The following is an 18,361-nucleotide window of genomic DNA, read 5'->3' on the forward strand; positions in this document are numbered from 1 at the left end:
ATCCCCATTTGTACGGCAGACTGAAAGCCGAAGTCCGAAGCGAAGGATGGGTATGCCGACCACACCAACCACCGCCGCGAACAGCGCGACCACCGGCACCGGCGCTCAAGAACCGATCATGCTCGAACTGGTCGACGAGTCCGGCAACACCATCGGTACGGCGGAGAAGCTCTCCGCCCACCAGGCCCCCGGTCAGCTGCACCGGGCGTTCTCGGTGTTCCTCTTCGACGAGCAGGGCCGGATGCTGCTCCAGCAGCGCGCCCTCGGGAAGTACCACTCCCCCGGTGTCTGGTCGAACACGTGCTGCGGCCACCCCTACCCCGGGGAGTCGCCGTTCGCGGCGGCGGCGCGGCGGACCCACGAGGAGCTGGGGCTGTCGCCCTCGCTGCTCGCGGAGGCGGGGACGGTCCGCTACAACCATCCGGATCCGGCGTCGGGGCTGGTGGAGCAGGAGTACAACCACCTGTTCGTGGGACTCGCGCAGCGGTCGGTGCGGCCCGATCCGGAGGAGATCGCGGACACCGCCTTCGTGACCGCGGAGGAACTCGCGAAGCGGCACGCCGAGGTCCCGTTCTCGGCCTGGTTCATGACCGTGCTGGACGCGGCCCGGCCCGCGATCCGCGAGCTGACGGGCGACGCGGCGGGCTGGTAGCCGTCGCTCCCAGGTGTGGCGGCCTGCCCCGTTCGGCAGTGGCCGGTGACGGCCCCGCGCGGGCTCAGACCGCCGAGGTCGGGATGGCGGCGGGTGACGCGAGGGCCGTGGTGAGCGGCAGTGCCGCCCAGATCACCTTGCCGCCCGTGGAGGTGTGCTCCACGTCGCAGACCCCGCCGGCCTCCAGCGTGACCTCCCGGACGAGGAGGAGGCCCCGGCCGCCGGTCTGGCCGAAATCGGCCTCCAGCGCCTTGGGGCGGTACGGATGGTTGTCCTCGACGGCCACCCGTACCCACTCCCGGCCGATGGCCACCTCCACCGCGACCTCCGGTGAGAGCACGGCAGCGTGCCGGACCGAGTTCGTCACCAGTTCGGAGACGATCAGCAGCAGGGAGTAGACCAGGTCCCCGTCGGCCGGCACCTCCTGTCGGCCGAGCAGGTCACGCACCGCACGGCGGGCTTGCGGAACGGATTCTTCTACTGCGGGTGCCGTGAATCGCCACACCCCCTCATACGCGAGGGGGGCGGCCGCGACCTCCGGCTCGTCCCCCTTGACTGGCGGGACGCTCCCGCTCACATCCATCTCCCGGCCCCCGTCTTCACGCTCGATCGTCTGCACACGTCAAGAGTGGGGACCGGACCGCTCCGGGCCGGACCACTGACCAGAAGTCAGCAGCATTCGGACACTTTCTGACCGCTGGCGTATGACAGAGTCAGTTGTTCGACCGTTCCTGATCTTCTGGCGGCTGCTTCCCGGCCGCCTCCTGCGTCTCGGGCGCGGCCGTTCCCGCCCCTGCCGGCGTCACCGGAACCTCGTCGTCCCTGACCAAGCCCAGGATGCGGCGGGCTCCCATGCCCACGGCGATCAGACTCAGGCCGTCGAACAGCAGCGCGAGGGAGAAGAACGCTCCGATCACGTACAGGCTGCTGCCGGGCCAGTTGGCGAGGATCAGCAGGCCCAGCAGGATGCCGAAGGCTCCCTGGACCAGGGTCAGCCCGAGGTGCGCGCCGCGCACCACCACGGCGCCGGCCAGCCGGAACACCCCGCCGGTGAGGAACAGCAGCGCGGCGAACATGGTGAGCGCCTCCGCGCTCGCCTCCGGGCGGCGCAGGATCACGAAACCGGCCGCGATGTTGATCGCGGCGACGATGACGGCGAGCCAGAAGTAGTTGCTCTTGCGCGACTGGATCGCCTGGAGCAGGCCCACCACGCCGCCGAACAGCAGCAGCCAGCCGAAGAGGAACATCGTGGTGAGAGTGGCGACGCCGGTGTAGACGAGGCCCACCAGACCGGCCACCACCAGGAGCGCACCGAGCAGGGCCATCAGCGCGAAGCTACGGCTGACCTTCTTCTTGTCGTCCTTGATGCCCTGTGGACCCGTACGGTCCGCACGGTCTGCGCCCATGGACGCGCCACCTTTCAAGCTGCCCCCGACGGACCCTCGGACCCCGCGACTGCCTGCCGGTCCACCGAGCTGCCGGTTGCCGGTCTTTTGATCATAGGTTTGACCGTCCGGGATAGCATCCGGCGCATGGACGCCGCCCTGCTCTCCTCCGTCGCCGACGGGGTCGCCACCGTCGTGATCTCGCACCCCGCCAAGCGCAACGCCATGACGGCCGCGATGTGGCGGCGGCTGCCGGAGGTGCTGGCCGGGCTCGCGGTGGATCCCGCCGTACGGGCGCTGGTCCTGACGGGGTCCGGCGAGACCTTCTGCGCGGGGGCCGACATCTCCTCCCTGACCGGCGACGACGACCCGCAGGCCCTGGCCGTGGCGGCGGAGGAGGCGCTCGCCGCCTTCCCCAAACCCACACTGGCCGCGATCCGCGGGTTCTGCGTGGGCGGGGGCAGTCAGCTGGCCGCCGCCTGCGACCTGCGTTTCGCGGAGGAGGGTGCCTCCTTCGGGGTGACTCCGGCGAAGCTGGGCATCGTGTACCCGGCCTCGTCCACCCGGCGGCTCGCGGCCCTGGTGGGCCCGGCCGCCGCCAAGTACCTCCTCTTCTCCGCCGAGTTGATCGACGCGGAACGGGCGCTGCGCACCGGACTGCTGGACGAGCTGCTCCCGGCGGGTCAACTGTCCAAGCGGGTGGCGGAGTTCACGCGGATCCTGGCCACGCGCTCGCGGCTCACGCAGGCTTCGGCGAAGGAGTTCGCGGACGGCCGCACGGACCGGGACGGCTACTGGGCGGCACAGGCCGCCGGAAGCGGCGACACCGCCGAGGGCGTCGCCGCGTTCCTCGAGCGGCGCGCGCCCGCCTTCACCTGGACTCCGCCGAAGGCTTGAGGGCACGCAGCCGGGCGACGATTCCGGCGGGCGCCTTCTCGGGGGAACCGGCGTCGTAGGGCGGCTGCGGGTCGTACTCGGTCATCAGCTGTACCGTCTGCGCGTACTCGTCCCCCGCGATGCGACCGAGGAGCGTGAGCCCCATGTCGATCCCCGAGGAGACCCCGGCGGCCGTGACGTACTTCCCGTCGAAGACCACGCGCTCCCCGGTGGGCTCCGCACCGAACCGGGTCAGCTCGTCCAGGTAGAGCCAGTGGCTGGTGGCCCGCCGGCCGTCGAGCAGGCCGGCGGCGGCGAGCAGGATCGACCCGGTGCAGACGGAGGTGGTCCAGGTCGTGGTGGCGTCGACGGCCCTCAGCCAGTCGAGGACGACGGGGTTCTTCATCTCCACCTCGGGGGCCGGGCCGCCGGGGACGATGACGATGTCCGGCCGCGTCACCTCGCCGAGCCCCCTGTCGGCGACGAGTGCGAGCGCCCCGCTGTCGGTCCGTACGGGCCCGGGCCGTTCGGAGACGAAGACGGTCTCGGCGCCCTGGAGCCGGCCGAGGGTGTCGAAGGGGCCGATGGCGTCGAGGGCGGTGAACCGGTCGTAGAGCAGTACGGCGATCTGCATGGCTCCTCCGGAGCGGTGGTGGGGCTCCGCACGCCGTCGTGGAGGACGGCGAACGTTGCGCAGCGACCTGACCTCATCGTGTGACACCCGTGCGATGGCCGCAATGACGCGCACCCCACCCCTCCGGCCATGCGGGTCCCGGTGCGATCCTGTCCTGGCCCCGCCATCGCCCCTACGCCCGTACGCGCCCGTGGGCCCGCCCCTCCTTCCCCCTCTCGTTCCGGAGCCCGTCCTGTACCCCGTCGCCGCCGCGTGTCTGTCCGCCGCCCTCCTCCTCGGGGTACTGGCCTTCGCCGTCCTGCGCCCGCGCGGGCTGCCGGAGGCCGCGGCCGCCGTGCCCGCCGCGGGGCTGCTCGTCGTGCTGGGCGTCGTACCGCCCGCCGACGCGTGGGCGCAGACGCGTGAGCTGCTGCCCGTGGTCGGGTTCCTCGCGGTGATCCTGGCGCTGGCCCAGCTCTGCGCCGACGAGGGGCTGTTCCGGGCCGCCGGCGCCGCGGTGGCCCGGCGGGCGGCCGGACGGGGGCCCGTGGCACTGCTCGGCGGGGTGTTCGCCGTCGCCTCGGTGGTCACCGCCGCGCTGAGCCTGGACGCGACCGTGGTGCTGCTGACCCCGGTGGTGCTGGCGACCGCCTCCCGGCTGGGTGCCCGGCCGCGCCCGCACGTCTACGCCACCGCGCACCTGGCGAACTCCGCCTCGCTCCTCCTGCCGGTGTCCAACCTCACCAACCTGCTGGCCTTCGCCGCGAGCGGGCTGTCCTTCACCCGGTTCGCGGCGCTCATGGCCCTGCCGTGGCTGGCGGCGATCGGCGTGGAGTACGCCGTGTTCCGGCGCTTCTTCCGCGGTGACCTGGCGGCCGCCCCGGAGCACGTACCGCAGGCCGGGGACCCGGCGCCGCTGCCCCGGTTCGCGGCCGGGGTGCTCGCGCTGACCCTGGTGGGCTTCGCGCTGGCCTCCTTCGCGGGGGCCAGTCCCGCCTGGGCGGCGCTCGCGGGCACCCTCGTCCTGGCCGTACGGGCCCTGCGGCGCCGGGAGACTACGCCCCTGCGGATCCTGGGCTCCTCGGCGCCGGCCTTCTGCCTGTTCGTGCTGGCGCTGGGGGTGGTGGTGCGGGCGGTCGTGGACCACGGGCTCGGGGACGGGCTGGAGTGGGTGGCCCCGGCCGGGGACTCGCTGCCCGCGCTGCTCGGCGTGGCGGCGGTGGCCGCCGTACTGGCTAACCTGATCAACAACCTGCCCGCGGTACTGGCCCTGCTCCCGGTGGCGGCGGCGGGCGGCGCGGGTCCGGTGCTGGCGGTGCTGATCGGGGTGAACATCGGGCCGAACCTGACCTACGCGGGATCCCTGGCCACCCTGCTGTGGCGGCGGATCCTGCACGCGGACGGGTACGACGGGGTCACGCTCGGGGACTTCACCCGGCTCGGCCTGCTGACCACCGTGCCGGCCCTCGCCGCCGCGGTGACGGCCCTGTGGGCGGGCCTTCGGCTCATCGGCGCCTGACCTTAGGGGGTGCCCGAGCTCCGCCCCGGCCCCGGGACCCGGACGTGCGGGGCGCGGATAGGATCGGGACATCATGACTGCAACCCTCGTCGCCAAGAAGCTCACCGCCGCGCACGGTGAGCGCACGCTCTTCGCCGATCTCGACCTCGTCGTCGCGCCCGGCGACGTCATCGGCCTCGTCGGCGTCAACGGCGCCGGGAAGTCCACCCTGCTGCGGATGCTCGCCGGGCTGGACGCACCCGAGACCGGTGAGCTGCGCCTCTCCCCGCCCAGCGCCGCCGTCGGGCACCTTCCCCAGGAGCCGGAGCGGCGCCCCGGCGAGTCGATCCGCGAGTTCCTCGCCCGCCGTACCGGCGTGGCAGCGGCCCAGGCGGAGCTCGACGCGGCGACGCAGGGCCTCGTGGACGGCACCCCGGGCTCGGACGACGCGTACGCGGACGCCCTCGACCGGTGGCTGAACCTCGGCGGGGCCGACCTCGACGAGCGGGCCCTGCAGGTGGCCGACGACCTCGGGCTGTCCGTCGGCCTCGACCTGCCGATGACCGCGCTGTCCGGCGGCCAGGCCGCCCGCGCCGGCCTCGCCTCGCTCCTGCTGTCCCGCTACGACGTCTTCCTGCTCGACGAGCCCACCAACGACCTGGACCTCGACGGTCTGGAGCGCCTGGAGCAGTTCGTGAAGGGACTGCGCGCCGGCACCGTCGTCATCAGCCACGACCGCGAGTTCCTCACGCGCACGGTCACCAAGATCCTCGAACTGGACCTGGCCCAGCAGCAGATCAACCTCTACGGCGGCGGCTACGACGCCTACCTGGAGGAGCGCGAGCGGGCCCGCAACCACGCCCGCGAGGAGTACGACGAGTACTCCGACAAGCGCTCGGCCCTGGAGGACCGGGCCGCCATGCAGCGCGGCTGGATGGACAAGGGCGTCAAGAACGCCAAGCGCAAGTCCACCGACAACGACAAGATCGCCAGGAAGGGCGCCGCCGACGCGAGCGAGAAGCAGGCCTCCAAGGCCCGCCAGACGCAGCGCGCGATCGAGCGGCTCGACGTGGTCGAGGAGCCGCGCAAGGAGTGGGAGCTGCGCATGGAGATCGCGGCGGCCCCGCGCTCCGGCTCCGTGGTGGCCACCCTGCGCGAAGCGGTCGTCCAGCGCGGGGACTTCGCCTTCGGACCGGCGAGCCTGCAGATCGACTGGGCGGACCGGGTCGCCATCACCGGCGCCAACGGAGCCGGGAAGTCGACCCTGTTGGCCGTCCTCCTGGGCCGCCTCGCCCCGGACTCCGGCTCCGCCACCCTCGGCTCGGGCGTACGGATCGGCGAAGTGGACCAGGCCCGGGGCCTGTTCCTCGGCGACGAGCCGCTCATCGACGCCTTCTGCGCCGCCGTGCCCGATACCGAACCGGCGGAAGTCCGCACTCTGCTGGCCAAGTTCGGCCTGAAGGCGGCGCACGTCACCCGCCCCGCGGCCACCCTCTCCCCCGGCGAGCGCACCCGGGCCGCCCTGGCGCTGCTCCAGGGGCGCGGGGTCAACCTGCTGGTGCTGGACGAGCCGACGAACCACCTCGACCTGCCGGCGATCGAGCAGCTGGAGTCCGCACTGGAGTCCTACGAGGGCACCCTGCTGCTGGTCACCCACGACCGCCGGATGCTCGACGCGGTCCAGGTGACCCGCCGCCTGCACGTAGCGGACGGCAAGGTCACCGAGGTCTAGACCCGGGCCCCGCCCAAGATGCCGACCGGCGCAAGTGTGACTAGCCTTTGTGAGTGAGAGCCGCAATTGCGGAGCGCGCCCCCATGGCCGGACGCACAACGTCACCAGGGTGGGCGGACCTGCGCTTCCGCATCCTTCGGCGGCCCTGTATCCGATTCCGCGTCGCGCGTACTCGTGCGGCCAGCGGTTCCATCCTTCATGCCTCGGAGCGTCGAGCAGGATGGAAGGAAAGGGAAATCCTCATGTCTGCACTGAGAGCGAAGCGCCTCTTCGCCATCTCCGCCGCCGGTCTGCTGATGGCCGGCGGGGCCGCGCTGGGCACTGCGGGTACCGCCTCGGCGGCGGCCCCGACCCAGCAGGTGAGTTACGTCGCCGGTGGCTGGGACCACGACGACGACAACGGCTGGCACCACGGCGGCTGGTATGACGACGATGACGACTACGGCTACGGAGGTTACAACGACGGCGACTGCTGACCCGCCCTCCAACCCAGCGTGCGCGGCCCTGCCACAGGGGCCGCGCACCGGGCTGCCGCGGTGCCGGCGTCAGCTCCCGTCCAGCCGGTCCGCCGGGGCCCGCCGGGTCCGGGCCATCTTCCGGGCCACGAAGCCGCGCGGGAGGTGGCGGGCGGCCAGGGCGTACGCCTGGTAGCGCCGGCCCGTGATGCTCACCGGGCGGCGGCGGGCCAGGTCCTTCAGGGCCCGGGCCACCACGTCGCGCGGCTCCAGCCACACCGCGTCGCGCAGGGCGCTGACGTCCATCCCGGCGCGCTCCTGGAACTCGGTGCGGGTGAATCCCGGTACCACCGCCAGCACGCGGACCCCGTAGGGCTCCATGTCCACGCGCAGGGACTCGCTGAAGGCCGTGATCCATGCCTTCGCGGCGCCGTAGGTCCCGGTCGGCAGCAGTCCGGCCACCGAGGAGACGTTGAGCACCGCGCCGCGGCGCCGCTCGCGCAGGCCCGGGAGCACCGCGTGGGTGAGCCGCAGCGGCACCTTGACGAGCAGGTCGAGCATCCGCTCCTCGTCCTCGACCGGGTTGTACGGGAACGGCGCGGGGAGTCCGAAGCCGGCGTTGTTGACCAGGATGTCGACGGGCCGGGCCCGGTCGCCGAGCCGCTCGGCGACGGCTCCGAGCCCGCCCGCGTCGAGCAGGTCGGCGGGCAACACCTCGCAGACGGCGCCGAATTCCCGGGCGAGATCCGCGGCGACGGCTTCGAGGCGGTCCTTGTCGCGGGCGACGAGGACGAGGTCGCAGCCCTTGGCGGCGAAGCCGCGGGCGAAGGCCGCGCCCAGTCCCGCGCTGGCTCCTGTGATCAGTACGGTGGTGGTCAAGAGACGTTCACTTCCTGGCTGTCGGGCGTTGCGTGCTCGCGTGTCGCGCGTGTCGCGCGTGTCTCACGCGGTGAAACCGGCCGTGGCCGGTGAGGCGTAGGCCTGGGCCACGTCCACGAGGAAGCGGGCCTCGCCTTCCAGGTCCCCGCCCTCGGCCGAGGTCTGGAGGGCCGCGGGCAGCTCCAAGGCGTTCTCGTCGGACCGCTGTTGCGGGATCCCGGCCAGCTTGGCCTGCCGTGCCTCCTTCAGTACGCAGGCCAACACGGCGGCGGGGGCCCGCTGTTCGGGCGCTCCGGTGCCGACCACGTGGCTGCGCGCGAGCTCCTGAACGCCCGGGGCGACGTACTCCCCCAGGATCAGGATGGCGTCGCGGGTCTCGATGACCTTGCGGTACACGAGCAGGTTGCGCGGGACCGGCGGCCACAGCAGTTCCAGCAACCGGCCGCCGCGCGGCTCGTTGAGGGCGACGTGCGGGACGGCGTGGACCAGGTCGCGCCAGAGCGGCCACAGCCGCCAGGCGGTGGCGGTGTCGGCGGCCGTGCGGCGGAAGGTGAACAGCGTCGGGACGAGGATCGCGGCGGCCCGGAGCAGGCCGTGCACGTTCATCAGCAGCGGGTTCGCGGGCATCGCCCAGGTGAAGCCGAACAGCGTCTTGAGCAGGTACACGAACCAGAACACCCCGGCGAGGGCGGTGCCGAGGCCGAACAGCAGCAGTCCGGCGGCGAGGCCCCGACTCTCGGCGCGTCGGCTGTAGCGCCAGCAGACCAGCACGCAGACGGTGTTGGCGATCAGGTGGGCGGATATCAGCACCAGCCAGTACGCGAGGGAGGGCACCGGGTCGCCGACGGGCGGGATGGTGTGCGTGCCGTGTTCGGGCGCGGCCGTGTCCAGGACGACGAGGACGGTCAGCCACAGGACCGTGCCGGCGCCGGAGGCGATCTGGAGCCGGCGGCCCCGGGTGGCGGCGGCCACGAAGTAGAGCACGGCTCCGGCCGAGAGGACGCCGATGAGGTTGCGCACCAGCCCGATGGTGTGCGCGTAGCCCGGGTCGCGGCCCATGGCGTAGGCGACGACGTCGGGGAGGTTCAGGGTCATCGCCGCGGCGGCGGTGGCGACGGCGAGCCACAGGCCCCGCTGGTGCGGGGCGCGCAGGGCGCCGGGCGCGCGAAGCAGGACGGCGATCCAGAGGCACACGACACTGGGGAAGGCGAGCGCGTCGCCGAAGGCGGTCAGATCAGAAGCCACGGTGGACCGGCCCCCGCCCGCGCCGCTCGTAGCCCATCGCGGACTCCAGCCGGGCGAGCGTGTCCCCGCCCGCGCCGCCGTGGCCGAGGTGCGGGCCTCGGGTCCCCGTGCGGATGCGGATCATGCTGGCGAGCATCTCCGCCTCCCGCTCCTGACGGGTGGTGTAGTTGGTGCGTCCGAGCACGGTGGGGACGGATCCGGCCGGCCCTCCGGCGCCCGCGGGGTCCTCGGCGGGGGCTTCCAGCGAGTGGTGCCCGAAGAGGATGTGGCCGAGCTCGTGGAGCACGATGTGCTCCCGGTGGAGCGGGGTGGTCTGGGCCTCGTAGAAGACGTAGTCCACATCGGCCGTGCCGACCCACAGTCCGCACACCCCGGACTCCGCCGCCTCCTTGGGCAGCGGGTGGAGCCGGATGGGACGGCCGCGCTGTTCGGCTATCCGCTCGCACAGACCGTCGAGCGAGAAGGGGTGTGTCAGTTCAAGACGGCCGAGAATCGCCTCGCACCGTTTGCGCAGACTGGGCTGAGGGTGGCGCATGTGTTCCCTCTTCGGACCCTTTCTCGGGCAACGATGATAGGCGTGCGTGGACTGGGGCATGGCGTCCTTGGTCGTCAAGGCGACCCCGGGAGTGCGGTCCCGAGGGGGAAAGGCGGAAGCCCGCTCGCCGGAAGACGAACGGGCGTTCCGTCATGCCTACAGATCGTGCGGATGAGTTGGCAAGGTATGTCCCCATGTCGGGTGCCTATTCAGCCAATCCGGCACGCACTGCCACGAACGGCTAGCGCTTGCGGCCACCGCGCTCGTCGGGACCGCCGCTGAGCCCGGCGCGGCGCAGGGCGTCGGCCATCGCGCTGTTGGCGGGGGCCGGAGCGCCGCCGCCCTGTCCGCCCTGACGCTGGCCGCCGCCCTGGCCGCCCTGTCCGCCCTGGCGGCGGCCCTTGCCGCCGTCGCGGGAGCCTCCCTGGCCTCCCTGGCCGCCCTGACCGCGATCGCCGCCGCCCTGGCCGCGCTGCTGCGGGGGCCGGCCGCCGCCTCGCCGGTCGCCCCGCTCCTCGCGCTGTCGCGGCGCACCGCCGTCGGCGCCGCCGCGCTCGGCCTCGTCCTCCAGCCGCAGCGTCAGGGAGATCCGCTTGCGCGGGATGTCCACGTCCATGATCTTGACCCGGACGATGTCGCCCGGCTTCACCACGTCCCGCGGGTCCTTGACGAAGGTCTTCGACAGCGCCGAGACGTGCGCGAGGCCGTCCTGGTGGACGCCGATGTCGATGAAGGCGCCGAAGGCGGCCACATTGGTGACCACGCCCTCCAGGATCATCCCCGGGGCCAGGTCGCCGATCTTCTCGACTCCCTCCTTGAAGGTCGCCGTCTTGAACGCGGGCCTCGGGTCCCGGCCCGGCTTCTCCAGCTCGCGCAGGATGTCCGTGACCGTCGGCAGGCCGAAGGCCTCGGTGACGAACTGCTCCGGCCGCAGCGAGCGCAGCACGCCGGTGTTGCCGATCAGGGCCGCCACCTCGCTGCCCGCCGTCTTGCCCATGGTGCGGACCACCGGATAGGCCTCGGGGTGCACGCTGGAGGAGTCCAGCGGGTCGTCCCCGTCGCGGATCCGCAGGAAGCCCGCGCACTGCTCGTACGCCTTCGGGCCCAGGCGGGCCACGTCCTTGAGCCCCTTGCGGTTGCGGAAGGGGCCGTTGGCGTCGCGGTGGGCCACGATGTTCTCGGCGAGGCCGCCGCTGATGCCCGACACGCGCGAAAGCAGCGGGGCGGAGGCGGTGTTGACGTCGACGCCGACGCCGTTCACACAGTCTTCGACGACGGCGTCGAGCGAACGCGAGAGCTTCACCTCGGACAGGTCGTGCTGGTACTGGCCGACGCCGATCGACTTCGGGTCGATCTTCACGAGTTCGGCGAGCGGGTCCTGGAGGCGCCGGGCGATGGAGACCGCGCCGCGCAAGGACACGTCCATGTCCGGGAGTTCCTGCGAGGCGAAGGCCGACGCCGAGTACACGGAGGCGCCGGCCTCCGAGACCATCACCTTGGTGAGCTTCAGCTCGGGGTGGCGGGTGATGAGGTCCGCGGCGAGCTTGTCGGTCTCCCGGGAGGCGGTGCCGTTGCCGATGGCGACGAGCTCGACCGCGTGCTCCTTGGCGAGGCGGGCCAGCTTGGCGAGCGCGTCGTCCCACTTGTTGGCGGGCACGTGCGGGTAGATCACCTCCGTGGCGACCACCTTGCCGGTGGCGTCCACCACGGCGACCTTCACTCCGGTGCGGAAGCCCGGGTCGAGCCCGAGCGTGGCGCGGGTGCCGGCGGGTGCGGCGAGCAGCAGGTCGCGCAGGTTGGACGCGAAGACCCGTACCGCCTCGTCCTCGGCGGCCGCGCGGAGCCTGGAGCGCAGGTCGATGCCGAGGTGCACCTGGATCTTGGTGCGCCAGGCCCACCGGACGGTGTCGGCGAGCCACTTGTCGCCGGGGCGGCCGCGGTCGTTGATGCCGAAGCGGCGGGCGACCATCCCCTCGTACGTGGAGGGCCCGGGCGTTTCGCTCGGCTCCTCCGGCTCCAGCGTGAGGTCGAGGACGTCCTCCTTCTCCCCGCGGAGCATGGCGAGCACGCGGTGCGAGGGGAGGGCGGTGAACGGCTCGGTGAAGTCGAAGTAGTCGGCGAACTTGGCGCCCGCCTCCTCCTTGCCCTCACGGACCTTCGCGGCGAGCCGGCCGCGGCCCCACATGCGCTCGCGCAGTTCACCGATGAGGTCGGCGTCCTCGCCGAACTTCTCGGTGAGGATGGAGCGGGCGCCCTCCAGGGCGGCGGCCGCGTCGGCCACGCCCTTGTCCGCGTCGACGAACGCGGCGGCCGCCACGGCCGGTTCCGCCGACGGGTCGGCCAGCAGTCCCTCGGCGAGCGGCGCGAGGCCGGCCTCGCGGGCGATCTGCGCCTTGGTGCGGCGCTTGGTCTTGAAGGGGAGGTAGATGTCCTCCAGCCGGGCCTTGGTGTCGGCCGCGTTGATCCGGGCCTCCAGCTCGGCGTCGAGCTTGCCCTGCTCCCGTACGGAGTCGAGGATCGCGGCGCGCCGGTCCTCCAGCTCGCGCAGGTAGCGCAGCCGTTCCTCCAGGGTGCGCAGCTGGGCGTCGTCGAGCATCTCGGTCGCTTCCTTGCGGTAGCGCGCGATGAACGGCACGGTCGAGCCGCCGTCGAGCAGCTCGACGGCGGACTTGACCTGCCGCTCCCGTACGCCGAGCTCCTCGGCGATCCTGCCTTCGATGGACATCGTCACTGTGCGGTCCCGCCTGCCTTCGTACGTGTTCGTGCTGCTGGTCCGGGCTGCGTACTGGGTGCAGCTTGCAGCGTGCTGCGTCGGAAGGCTGCCAATTGTGGCAGGTGGCGGCCGCGGACGTCGGGAGCCGGGCCCGGTCCGGCTCTCAGGCCTTGCCCATGAGGTCCCCGGGGAAGGCTCCGGCGACGAAGGCCTGCACGGTGAGACCGCCGCCGATCTCCGCGAGCCGGGCGACTCCGGCCGCGCCGAGGTGCTCGTACGGAGCCTCGTCCAGGCGGTCGGTCTCCGTCTCCAGCGCTTCGCGCAGCGCCGCGCCCTCGGGGGTGAGCTCGCCCCCGGAATCGAGGAGCCCGCGCTCGCGCAGACGGTCCGCGGCCGCGTCCAGGTCGGACTGCTCCCAGCCGCGGATGTACTTGAGGTACTTCGGGGTCATGCCGTGGCCGCTCGCCGTGTGGCTGACCAGGGCCTCGACGGGGTCCAGGCCGACGGTGAGCAGGGCGACCAGGTGCCCGTCGCCGCGGTGCTCGCGCAGCAGGGTGGTGGCGTGCCACAGCTTGAGGTGCGGCTCCTCGGGTACGGGGAGGTCCGCATGGGCGGAGTAGAGCGTACGGGCGTGCCGGGTGCAGGCCTCGGTCGCGCGCATCGCCAGAGCGGCGGCCTCCGCGATCTCGGGGGACGCGATGGTCTCCTCGCCGAGGAGCCGGCGCAGCGTGCTGTCCGCGGCCCGCAGCCGGGCGGCGAGGACCTGCCCGGGGGTGGCAGTGTCCCAGACGGCGGGGAGGTGCCGGGCCACGAGGTCGTGGCGGTAGTTGTAGAAGGTGGCCGTCACCGTGCCCGCGCCGACCGCGCCCATGGCGGCGGAGCGGGAGGCGAGGTTGACCGCGTTGCGGTCGGTGACCCCGAGGGACGCGAACTCCTTGCCGAGGTCGGGCGAGAAGTAGACGGTCGAGTGCAGCGGGTTGATCGCCCCGTGCCAACAGCTGCGGGCGGCGTGCTCCGGAAGAGTCATGGCGCGCAGGCTAACGACTGCTTGGTATGGAGAGAAGAGCGGGATGCCGCCGGACCGGTGGAGGAGCGGTAGTGGGAGGGGGCCTTCCGGCCCGCGGGCCCGGCTCGCAGGCCCCCGCAGGCCCGGGCCGCATGTCCGGGCCCGGACCGGGGCCGGGGCCGGGGCCGCGGGAGCGACGCGTACGCGCCTACTTCAGCTCGGCTCCGGTGGCGACGACCACCCCGTAGAGCTCGGCGACCGTGGCGAGGGCCGCCTGGTGGATCTGGTGCGCCGCGAGGGCGCCCGCCGGGCTCTCCAGCGCACGCGTCGCCGAGGCGTCGGCGACGACCGTCGGGGCGTAGCCGTGCAGGAAGGCGCCCTCGGTGGTGAACAGGGTGCACATGTTGGTCATGAACCCGGCGATGATCAGGTTCTTGCGCCCGGTGGCCTCGATGATCTCGTGGAGTTCGGTCCCGTGGAAGCCGTTCGGGACGGACTTGGTGACGACGGCCTCACCGGCCCGGGGGGCGACGGAGGCGTGGAGGGTGCCCGGCTCGGTGTCGACGCCGTAGCCGCCGTCCCGGATGTGGACGACGGGGGTGCCGGCCTCGCGGGCCCGGGCGAGGAGCTGGGCGGCGGAGGCCAGCGCCGGTTCCCAGCCGTCGAGTTCCATCACGCCGCCGGTGTAGGTGTTCTGGTAGTCGACCAGGACCAGGACCGCGTCCTCGAAGGTCGCGGGGGTCTCGTCGAAGCCGTTGAGCTGACGCAGGGTGGTGGTCATGGGAGTGCCGTTCTCAGGAGGGTGGGGTGGTGTGGTGCGGCCGGCTCGGGGCCACGACGGCAACGCTAGGACCCCTCGCGGACAGGGGCAATGACGGCCCGGCCGCAGATCCGGACATCGGTCCGCGCGGGCCGCGGGCGGTGCGCGGGGGTCTCGCCCCCGCCCTGACCGGGCGTGTTCCGACGGGTGTTTTTCAGACGCGTGGCGATCATGTGACAGGAGGGGCCATGGACATGACGTGGGGTCCCGGGTGTGAATACGGTCGAACGGAAGCCACTCCCCAACCACTTGGAGTTCAAGGTGCACCGCAAAGTCATCGCCCCGAGCGTGCTCGCCGCCTCCCTTCTGCTGGTGATCCCGGCGTCGGCGGCGAGCTCCGTTCCGGGCGCACCGGGCATCGGCGATCCCTACTACCCGGCCAGCGGCAACGGCGGGTACGAGGTCTCGCACTACGATCTGCGCCTCCAGTACCAGCCGAAGACGGATCTGCTGGAGGGCACCGCCACCCTGCTGACCACCGCCAAGCAGGACCTGTCCCGCTTCAACCTCGACTTCGGTCTGGACGTCAGCGAGGTCCGGGTCAACGGGGTCAAGGCGAAGTTCGCCAAGTCCGGCACCTCGGAGCTGGAGGTCACCCCGGCCTCCCCGCTCGCGCGGGGCAAGCAGTCGAGCGTGGTCGTCAAGTACAAGGGCAAGCCTTCGGAGTTCAAGGTCGACGGCTGGTCGGCCTGGCAGCGCACTCCGGACGGCGGCATCGCCGCGCAGGAGCCCGATTCGGCCGCCTGGTGGTTCCCGAGCAACGACCACCCGCTCGACAAGGCCACCTTCGACGTGTCGGTGAACGTGCCCGACGGCACCCAGGCCATCAGCAACGGCGTCCTTCAGTCGCAGAGTTCGCGTCTGGGCTGGACCCGGTACAACTGGCGCTCGAACAAGCCGCAGGCCACGTACCTCGCCACGCTGGCGATCGGCAAGTTCGACATCACCACCGACAAGACGGCGAGCGGGCTGCCGATCCTGAACGCCTACAGCCCGGACCTCGGCGACAACGCGGGTGCGGCGCGCGCGAGCGTGGAGCGGACCGGTGAGGTCGCGGAGTGGCTGGAGGGGGTCTTCGGTCCGTACCCCTTCAACGCCCTCGGCGGGTACGTGCCGAACGTGCCCAGCGGATTCGCGCTGGAGACGCAGACCCGGCCGTTCTACAGCCCGAAGCAGTTCTCGAACGGCGCGAACGTCTCGGTGGTCGTGCACGAACTGGCCCACCAGTGGTACGGCGACAGCGTGTCGGTCGACGGCTGGAAGGACATCTGGGTCAACGAGGGCTTCGCCCGCTACAGCCAGTGGCTATGGTCGGAGAAGGAGGGCGAGGGCACCGCGCAGGAGCTCGCCGACTGGGCGTACGCGCAGCGGCCTGCCGAGGACCCGTTCTGGCAGGTCAAGCCGGGTGACCCGGGTCCGGAGAACCAGTTCCACGGGGCCGTCTACGACCGCGGCGCGATCGCGATCCAGGCGCTGCGCAACAAGATCGGCGACGAGAAGTTCTTCCAGATCCTGAAGGGCTGGCCGACCGAGCGGGCCTACGGCAACGCCAAGGTCGGCGACTTCGTCCGCTACGCGGAGAAGATCTCGAACCAGCCGCTCGCGCAGCTCTTCGAGACCTGGCTGTACACCCCGGGCAAGCCGGACGCCTCGGCGCTGAACACGACGAAGAAGCTGCCGGCCGCGGGGGGCACCCGCACCCTGCGCTCCCCGGCCGCCAAGCCGGCGGCCGAGCCGAAGTCGTGGAAGAAGATCGCCGCGACGAACACCGTGCACGACGCGCACTGACCCGGCACGGTACGAAGCTGCGCGCCGTCGCCCCTCAGCGGGCGGCGGCGCGTACGCGCGCCCGGGCGGCGCGGGCGATCGGCAGGTAGCGCAGGCACTCCGGCAGCAGGGGTACGAGGAGGCGCAGGGCCGCGCTGAACCGGCGCAGCCGGCGTTCCTGGGCCGGGGTCCACTCCAGGCCGATGGCGGCGCGCGCCTCGGGCGGCATGTAGCCGGCGGTGACGAAGGCCCGGAAGTGCAGGAAGGCGGCCCGCAGGACGGGCCAGGTGAGGCGCAGCAGGAGCCGGACCGGCAGCGGGCCTCCGGTGGGGCGGGGCAGGGGCGCGTCGGTCGCGAGGAGTTCGCGGGCGACCTTGGTGGGCTCGATCTCCTCGGCCAGCATCCGGCGGTAGTACGGCCAGTATTCCTCGATGCTCTGCGGCATGTCCCGGTCGTGCAGACCGAGGATGCGGCCGACCTGGAGCCACTCGCGGTAGAGCTGGCGCTCCTGCTCCGGGGTGAAGGGGCGCAGCAGGTAGCGCCCGGCGTAGAGGTAGACCGGGAAGCCGGTGGCGTGCACCCAGGCGTAGCAGGCCGGGTCGAGGGAGTGGTAGCGGCGCCCCCGGGTGTCGGTGCCCTGGATCTCCTTGTGTAGGCGGCGCACCCGGCGCCCCTCGGCCGCGGCGTCGGCCCCGCCGTACACCCACAGCTGGACGGAGCGCAGGGAGCGCTCGCCGCGGCCCCAGGGGTCGGTGCGGAAGACGGAGTGCTCGTCGACCCCGGCGCCGATGGCGGGGTGGGCGACCTGCAGGGTGAAGGCGGCGGGCAGCATGAGCAGCGCGCGGACGTCTCCGGCGATGGTCCAGAGCACTCCCCCGGGCGGCGGGGGCTCGGGGTCGCTTCGCTTCGTGCCCATCCGTGTTCCCCCACTGTGTCGACCTGCCTCCCAGTATGCGGGGGGTCCGGCGGCTCCGCCGGACCCTGTGGACGGTGCATGCTGCGGCTGCGGAAACACCGAAGAAGTAGGACTGCGTCCAGAAACCCGTGTCACAGGTGTTACCGCGAAGTAACCCTGGCTGCTTGGATGGCGGAGCCGATCTTCCCCCACAGGAACGAGGGAACCTCCATGCCCCAGATCCAGCCCCGCAGGACCCGCGCCACCGCCGCGGCCGTCGCCGCGATCGCCGTCGGAGCGCTCGTGGCGACCACGGCTCCGGCCGCCGGCGCCGCCGAGAGCGCCGCCGCGCCGCGCCTCAGCGTCCTGTCGTACAACGCGTTCCTGATGAGCAAGAGCCTGTACCCCAACTGGGGCCAGGACCACCGGGCGGCCGAGATCCCCAAGGCCTCCTGGTACCAGGGTCACGACGTGGTCGTGCTCCAGGAGGCCTTCGACAACGGCGCCTCCGACGCGCTGAAGGCCAACTCGGCCGCGAAGTACCCGTACCAGACCCCGGTCGTGGGCCGCAGCAAGAGCGGCTGGGACGCCACGGGCGGCGCCTACTCCTCCACCACCCCGGAGGACGGCGGCGTCACGATCCTCAGCAAGTGGCCGATCGTGCGCAAGGAGCAGGTGGTCTACAAGGACGCCTGCGGCGCCGACTGGTGGTCCAACAAGGGCTTCGCCTACGTCGTGCTGAACGTGAACGGCACCAAGGTCCACGTGGTCGGCACCCACGCCCAGTCCACCGACCCGGGCTGCGGCGCGGGCGAGGCGGCCGAGATGCGCGCCCGCCAGTTCCGGAACATCGACGCGTTCCTGGACGGCAAGAGCATCCCGGCGAGCGAGCAGGTCATCGTGGCGGGCGACATGAACGTCGACTCGCGCACCCCGGAGCTCGCCACCATGCTGGCCAACGCGGACCTGGCGGCCTCCGACACCCGCACGGGGCACACGTACTCCTTCGACACCGCGCTGAACTCGATAGCGAACTACCGCTACCCGACGGACCCGCGCGAGGACCTGGACTACGTGCTCTACCGCAAGGGCAACGCCCGCCCGGCGGGCTGGGAGAACAACGTGGTCCTGGAGCAGTCGGCGCCCTGGACGGTCTCCAGCTGGGGCACCTCCTACACCTACACCAACCTCAGCGACCACTACCCGCTGATCGGCCGCTGACCCGAGGCTGACCCGAGGCCGATCCGCCTCCGGGACATGGGAGAGGGGGGTGCCCGCCGCGATCCGGCG

At 72.3% G+C, this 18,361-nt stretch carries 17 protein-coding genes; 7 read left to right on the plus strand and 10 right to left on the minus strand.

Features of this window, described 5'->3' with window-relative positions; genetic code table 11:
• The first annotated feature begins 52 nt into the window (after positions 1–52).
• Entirely contained in the window at positions 53–652 is a 600-nt protein-coding gene (gene idi, locus OG435_RS39565) for an isopentenyl-diphosphate Delta-isomerase (RefSeq protein WP_266884721.1), read from the plus strand.
• Between the two features lie 64 nt (positions 653–716).
• Here idi and OG435_RS39570 read toward each other — a convergent pair whose 3' ends face one another.
• Together OG435_RS39570 and OG435_RS39575 are read right to left on the minus strand one after the other, a co-directional pair.
• Positions 717–1,235, minus strand: coding sequence for an ATP-binding protein (locus OG435_RS39570; protein WP_266886487.1), 519 nt, complete (start codon positions 1,233–1,235; stop codon positions 717–719).
• Positions 1,236–1,365: 130 nt separating this feature from the next.
• Positions 1,366–2,058 (minus strand): HdeD family acid-resistance protein, encoded by a 693-nt coding sequence (locus OG435_RS39575; protein ID WP_266884723.1) that lies wholly within the window; start codon positions 2,056–2,058, stop codon positions 1,366–1,368.
• A 126-nt stretch (positions 2,059–2,184) separates the two neighbouring features.
• Between OG435_RS39575 and OG435_RS39580 the strand changes: the two genes are divergently transcribed.
• Complete coding sequence (locus tag OG435_RS39580) at positions 2,185–2,934, plus strand: enoyl-CoA hydratase/isomerase family protein (RefSeq protein WP_266884725.1); 750 nt, start codon at positions 2,185–2,187, stop codon at positions 2,932–2,934.
• On the opposite strand, the gene OG435_RS39585 is transcribed toward OG435_RS39580, so the two are convergent.
• Positions 2,909–3,547 (minus strand): DJ-1/PfpI family protein, encoded by a 639-nt coding sequence (locus OG435_RS39585; RefSeq protein WP_266884727.1) that lies wholly within the window; start codon positions 3,545–3,547, stop codon positions 2,909–2,911. The two genes, OG435_RS39580 and OG435_RS39585, sit on opposite strands and share 26 nt — an antisense overlap.
• A gap of 256 nt (positions 3,548–3,803) precedes the next feature.
• Here OG435_RS39585 and OG435_RS39590 point away from each other — a divergent pair, with 256 nt between their 5' ends.
• The 3 genes from OG435_RS39590 (at position 3,804) to OG435_RS39600 (ending at position 7,232) form a co-directional block, all read left to right on the plus strand.
• Positions 3,804–5,045 (plus strand): ArsB/NhaD family transporter, encoded by a 1,242-nt coding sequence (locus tag OG435_RS39590; protein ID WP_430625848.1) that lies wholly within the window; start codon positions 3,804–3,806, stop codon positions 5,043–5,045.
• Positions 5,046–5,118: 73 nt separating this feature from the next.
• A complete protein-coding gene (gene abc-f / locus OG435_RS39595) occupies positions 5,119–6,756 on the plus strand; it encodes a ribosomal protection-like ABC-F family protein (RefSeq protein WP_266884730.1) in 1,638 nt (545 codons plus the stop codon).
• 242 nt (positions 6,757–6,998) lie between these two features.
• Positions 6,999–7,232 carry a hypothetical protein gene (locus OG435_RS39600; RefSeq protein ID WP_266884732.1) on the plus strand — a complete coding sequence of 78 codons (234 nt, stop codon included), beginning with the start codon at positions 6,999–7,001 and terminating at the stop codon, positions 7,230–7,232.
• A gap of 69 nt (positions 7,233–7,301) precedes the next feature.
• Here OG435_RS39600 and OG435_RS39605 read toward each other — a convergent pair whose 3' ends face one another.
• The 6 genes from OG435_RS39605 to OG435_RS39630 form a co-directional block, all read right to left on the minus strand.
• Positions 7,302–8,090: an SDR family NAD(P)-dependent oxidoreductase gene (locus tag OG435_RS39605; protein ID WP_266884734.1), complete on the minus strand. Its 789-nt coding sequence runs from the start codon at positions 8,088–8,090 to the stop codon at positions 7,302–7,304.
• A gap of 63 nt (positions 8,091–8,153) precedes the next feature.
• Positions 8,154–9,335 carry an MAB_1171c family putative transporter gene (locus OG435_RS39610; RefSeq protein ID WP_266884736.1) on the minus strand — a complete coding sequence of 394 codons (1,182 nt, stop codon included), beginning with the start codon at positions 9,333–9,335 and terminating at the stop codon, positions 8,154–8,156.
• Positions 9,325–9,870 carry a hypothetical protein gene (locus OG435_RS39615; RefSeq protein ID WP_266884738.1) on the minus strand — a complete coding sequence of 182 codons (546 nt, stop codon included), beginning with the start codon at positions 9,868–9,870 and terminating at the stop codon, positions 9,325–9,327. Before OG435_RS39615 ends, OG435_RS39610 begins: the two co-directional genes overlap by 11 nt.
• 241 nt (positions 9,871–10,111) lie before the next feature.
• Positions 10,112–12,601: a Tex family protein gene (locus tag OG435_RS39620; RefSeq protein ID WP_323187997.1), complete on the minus strand. Its 2,490-nt coding sequence runs from the start codon at positions 12,599–12,601 to the stop codon at positions 10,112–10,114.
• A gap of 145 nt (positions 12,602–12,746) precedes the next feature.
• Positions 12,747–13,610: an SCO6745 family protein gene (locus OG435_RS39625; protein WP_266884740.1), complete on the minus strand. Its 864-nt coding sequence runs from the start codon at positions 13,608–13,610 to the stop codon at positions 12,747–12,749.
• A gap of 187 nt (positions 13,611–13,797) precedes the next feature.
• Positions 13,798–14,370, minus strand: coding sequence for an isochorismatase family protein (locus OG435_RS39630; RefSeq protein ID WP_266884742.1), 573 nt, complete (start codon positions 14,368–14,370; stop codon positions 13,798–13,800).
• A 300-nt stretch (positions 14,371–14,670) separates the two neighbouring features.
• Between OG435_RS39630 and OG435_RS39635 the strand changes: the two genes are divergently transcribed.
• Entirely contained in the window at positions 14,671–16,197 is a 1,527-nt protein-coding gene (locus OG435_RS39635; protein WP_266884744.1) for a M1 family metallopeptidase, read from the plus strand.
• Between the two features lie 34 nt (positions 16,198–16,231).
• Here OG435_RS39635 and OG435_RS39640 read toward each other — a convergent pair whose 3' ends face one another.
• Positions 16,232–17,092 carry an oxygenase MpaB family protein gene (locus tag OG435_RS39640; protein WP_266884746.1) on the minus strand — a complete coding sequence of 287 codons (861 nt, stop codon included), beginning with the start codon at positions 17,090–17,092 and terminating at the stop codon, positions 16,232–16,234.
• A 210-nt stretch (positions 17,093–17,302) separates the two neighbouring features.
• On the opposite strand from OG435_RS39640, the gene sph reads away from it, so the two are divergent.
• The gene (gene sph, locus OG435_RS39645; RefSeq protein ID WP_266884748.1) at positions 17,303–18,292 is read left to right on the plus strand and encodes a sphingomyelin phosphodiesterase; all 990 of its coding nucleotides are present in this window, start codon (positions 17,303–17,305) and stop codon (positions 18,290–18,292) included.
• Positions 18,293–18,361: the final 69 nt, after the last annotated feature.

Origin of the sequence: Streptomyces sp. NBC_01264, assembly GCF_026340675.1 — a bacterium.
GTDB lineage: Bacteria > Actinomycetota > Actinomycetes > Streptomycetales > Streptomycetaceae > Streptomyces.

Bases quoted from the DNA above. Each gene is read 5' to 3' on its own strand.
- OG435_RS39575 (WP_266884723.1), bottom strand. From the start codon at position 2,058: ATGGGCGCAGACCGTGCGGACCGTACGGGTCCACAGGGCATCAAGGAC.
- idi (WP_266884721.1), top strand. From the start codon at position 53: ATGCCGACCACACCAACCACCGCCGCGAACAGCGCGACCACCGGCACC.
- OG435_RS39640 (WP_266884746.1), bottom strand. From the start codon at position 17,092: ATGGGCACGAAGCGAAGCGACCCCGAGCCCCCGCCGCCCGGGGGAGTG.
- OG435_RS39570 (WP_266886487.1), bottom strand. From the start codon at position 1,235: ATGGATGTGAGCGGGAGCGTCCCGCCAGTCAAGGGGGACGAGCCGGAG.
- OG435_RS39600 (WP_266884732.1), top strand. From the start codon at position 6,999: ATGTCTGCACTGAGAGCGAAGCGCCTCTTCGCCATCTCCGCCGCCGGT.
- OG435_RS39615 (WP_266884738.1), bottom strand. From the start codon at position 9,870: ATGCGCCACCCTCAGCCCAGTCTGCGCAAACGGTGCGAGGCGATTCTC.
- abc-f (WP_266884730.1), top strand. From the start codon at position 5,119: ATGACTGCAACCCTCGTCGCCAAGAAGCTCACCGCCGCGCACGGTGAG.
- OG435_RS39630 (WP_266884742.1), bottom strand. From the start codon at position 14,370: ATGACCACCACCCTGCGTCAGCTCAACGGCTTCGACGAGACCCCCGCG.
- OG435_RS39585 (WP_266884727.1), bottom strand. From the start codon at position 3,547: ATGCAGATCGCCGTACTGCTCTACGACCGGTTCACCGCCCTCGACGCC.
- OG435_RS39625 (WP_266884740.1), bottom strand. From the start codon at position 13,610: ATGACTCTTCCGGAGCACGCCGCCCGCAGCTGTTGGCACGGGGCGATC.
- OG435_RS39580 (WP_266884725.1), top strand. From the start codon at position 2,185: ATGGACGCCGCCCTGCTCTCCTCCGTCGCCGACGGGGTCGCCACCGTC.
- sph (WP_266884748.1), top strand. From the start codon at position 17,303: ATGCCCCAGATCCAGCCCCGCAGGACCCGCGCCACCGCCGCGGCCGTC.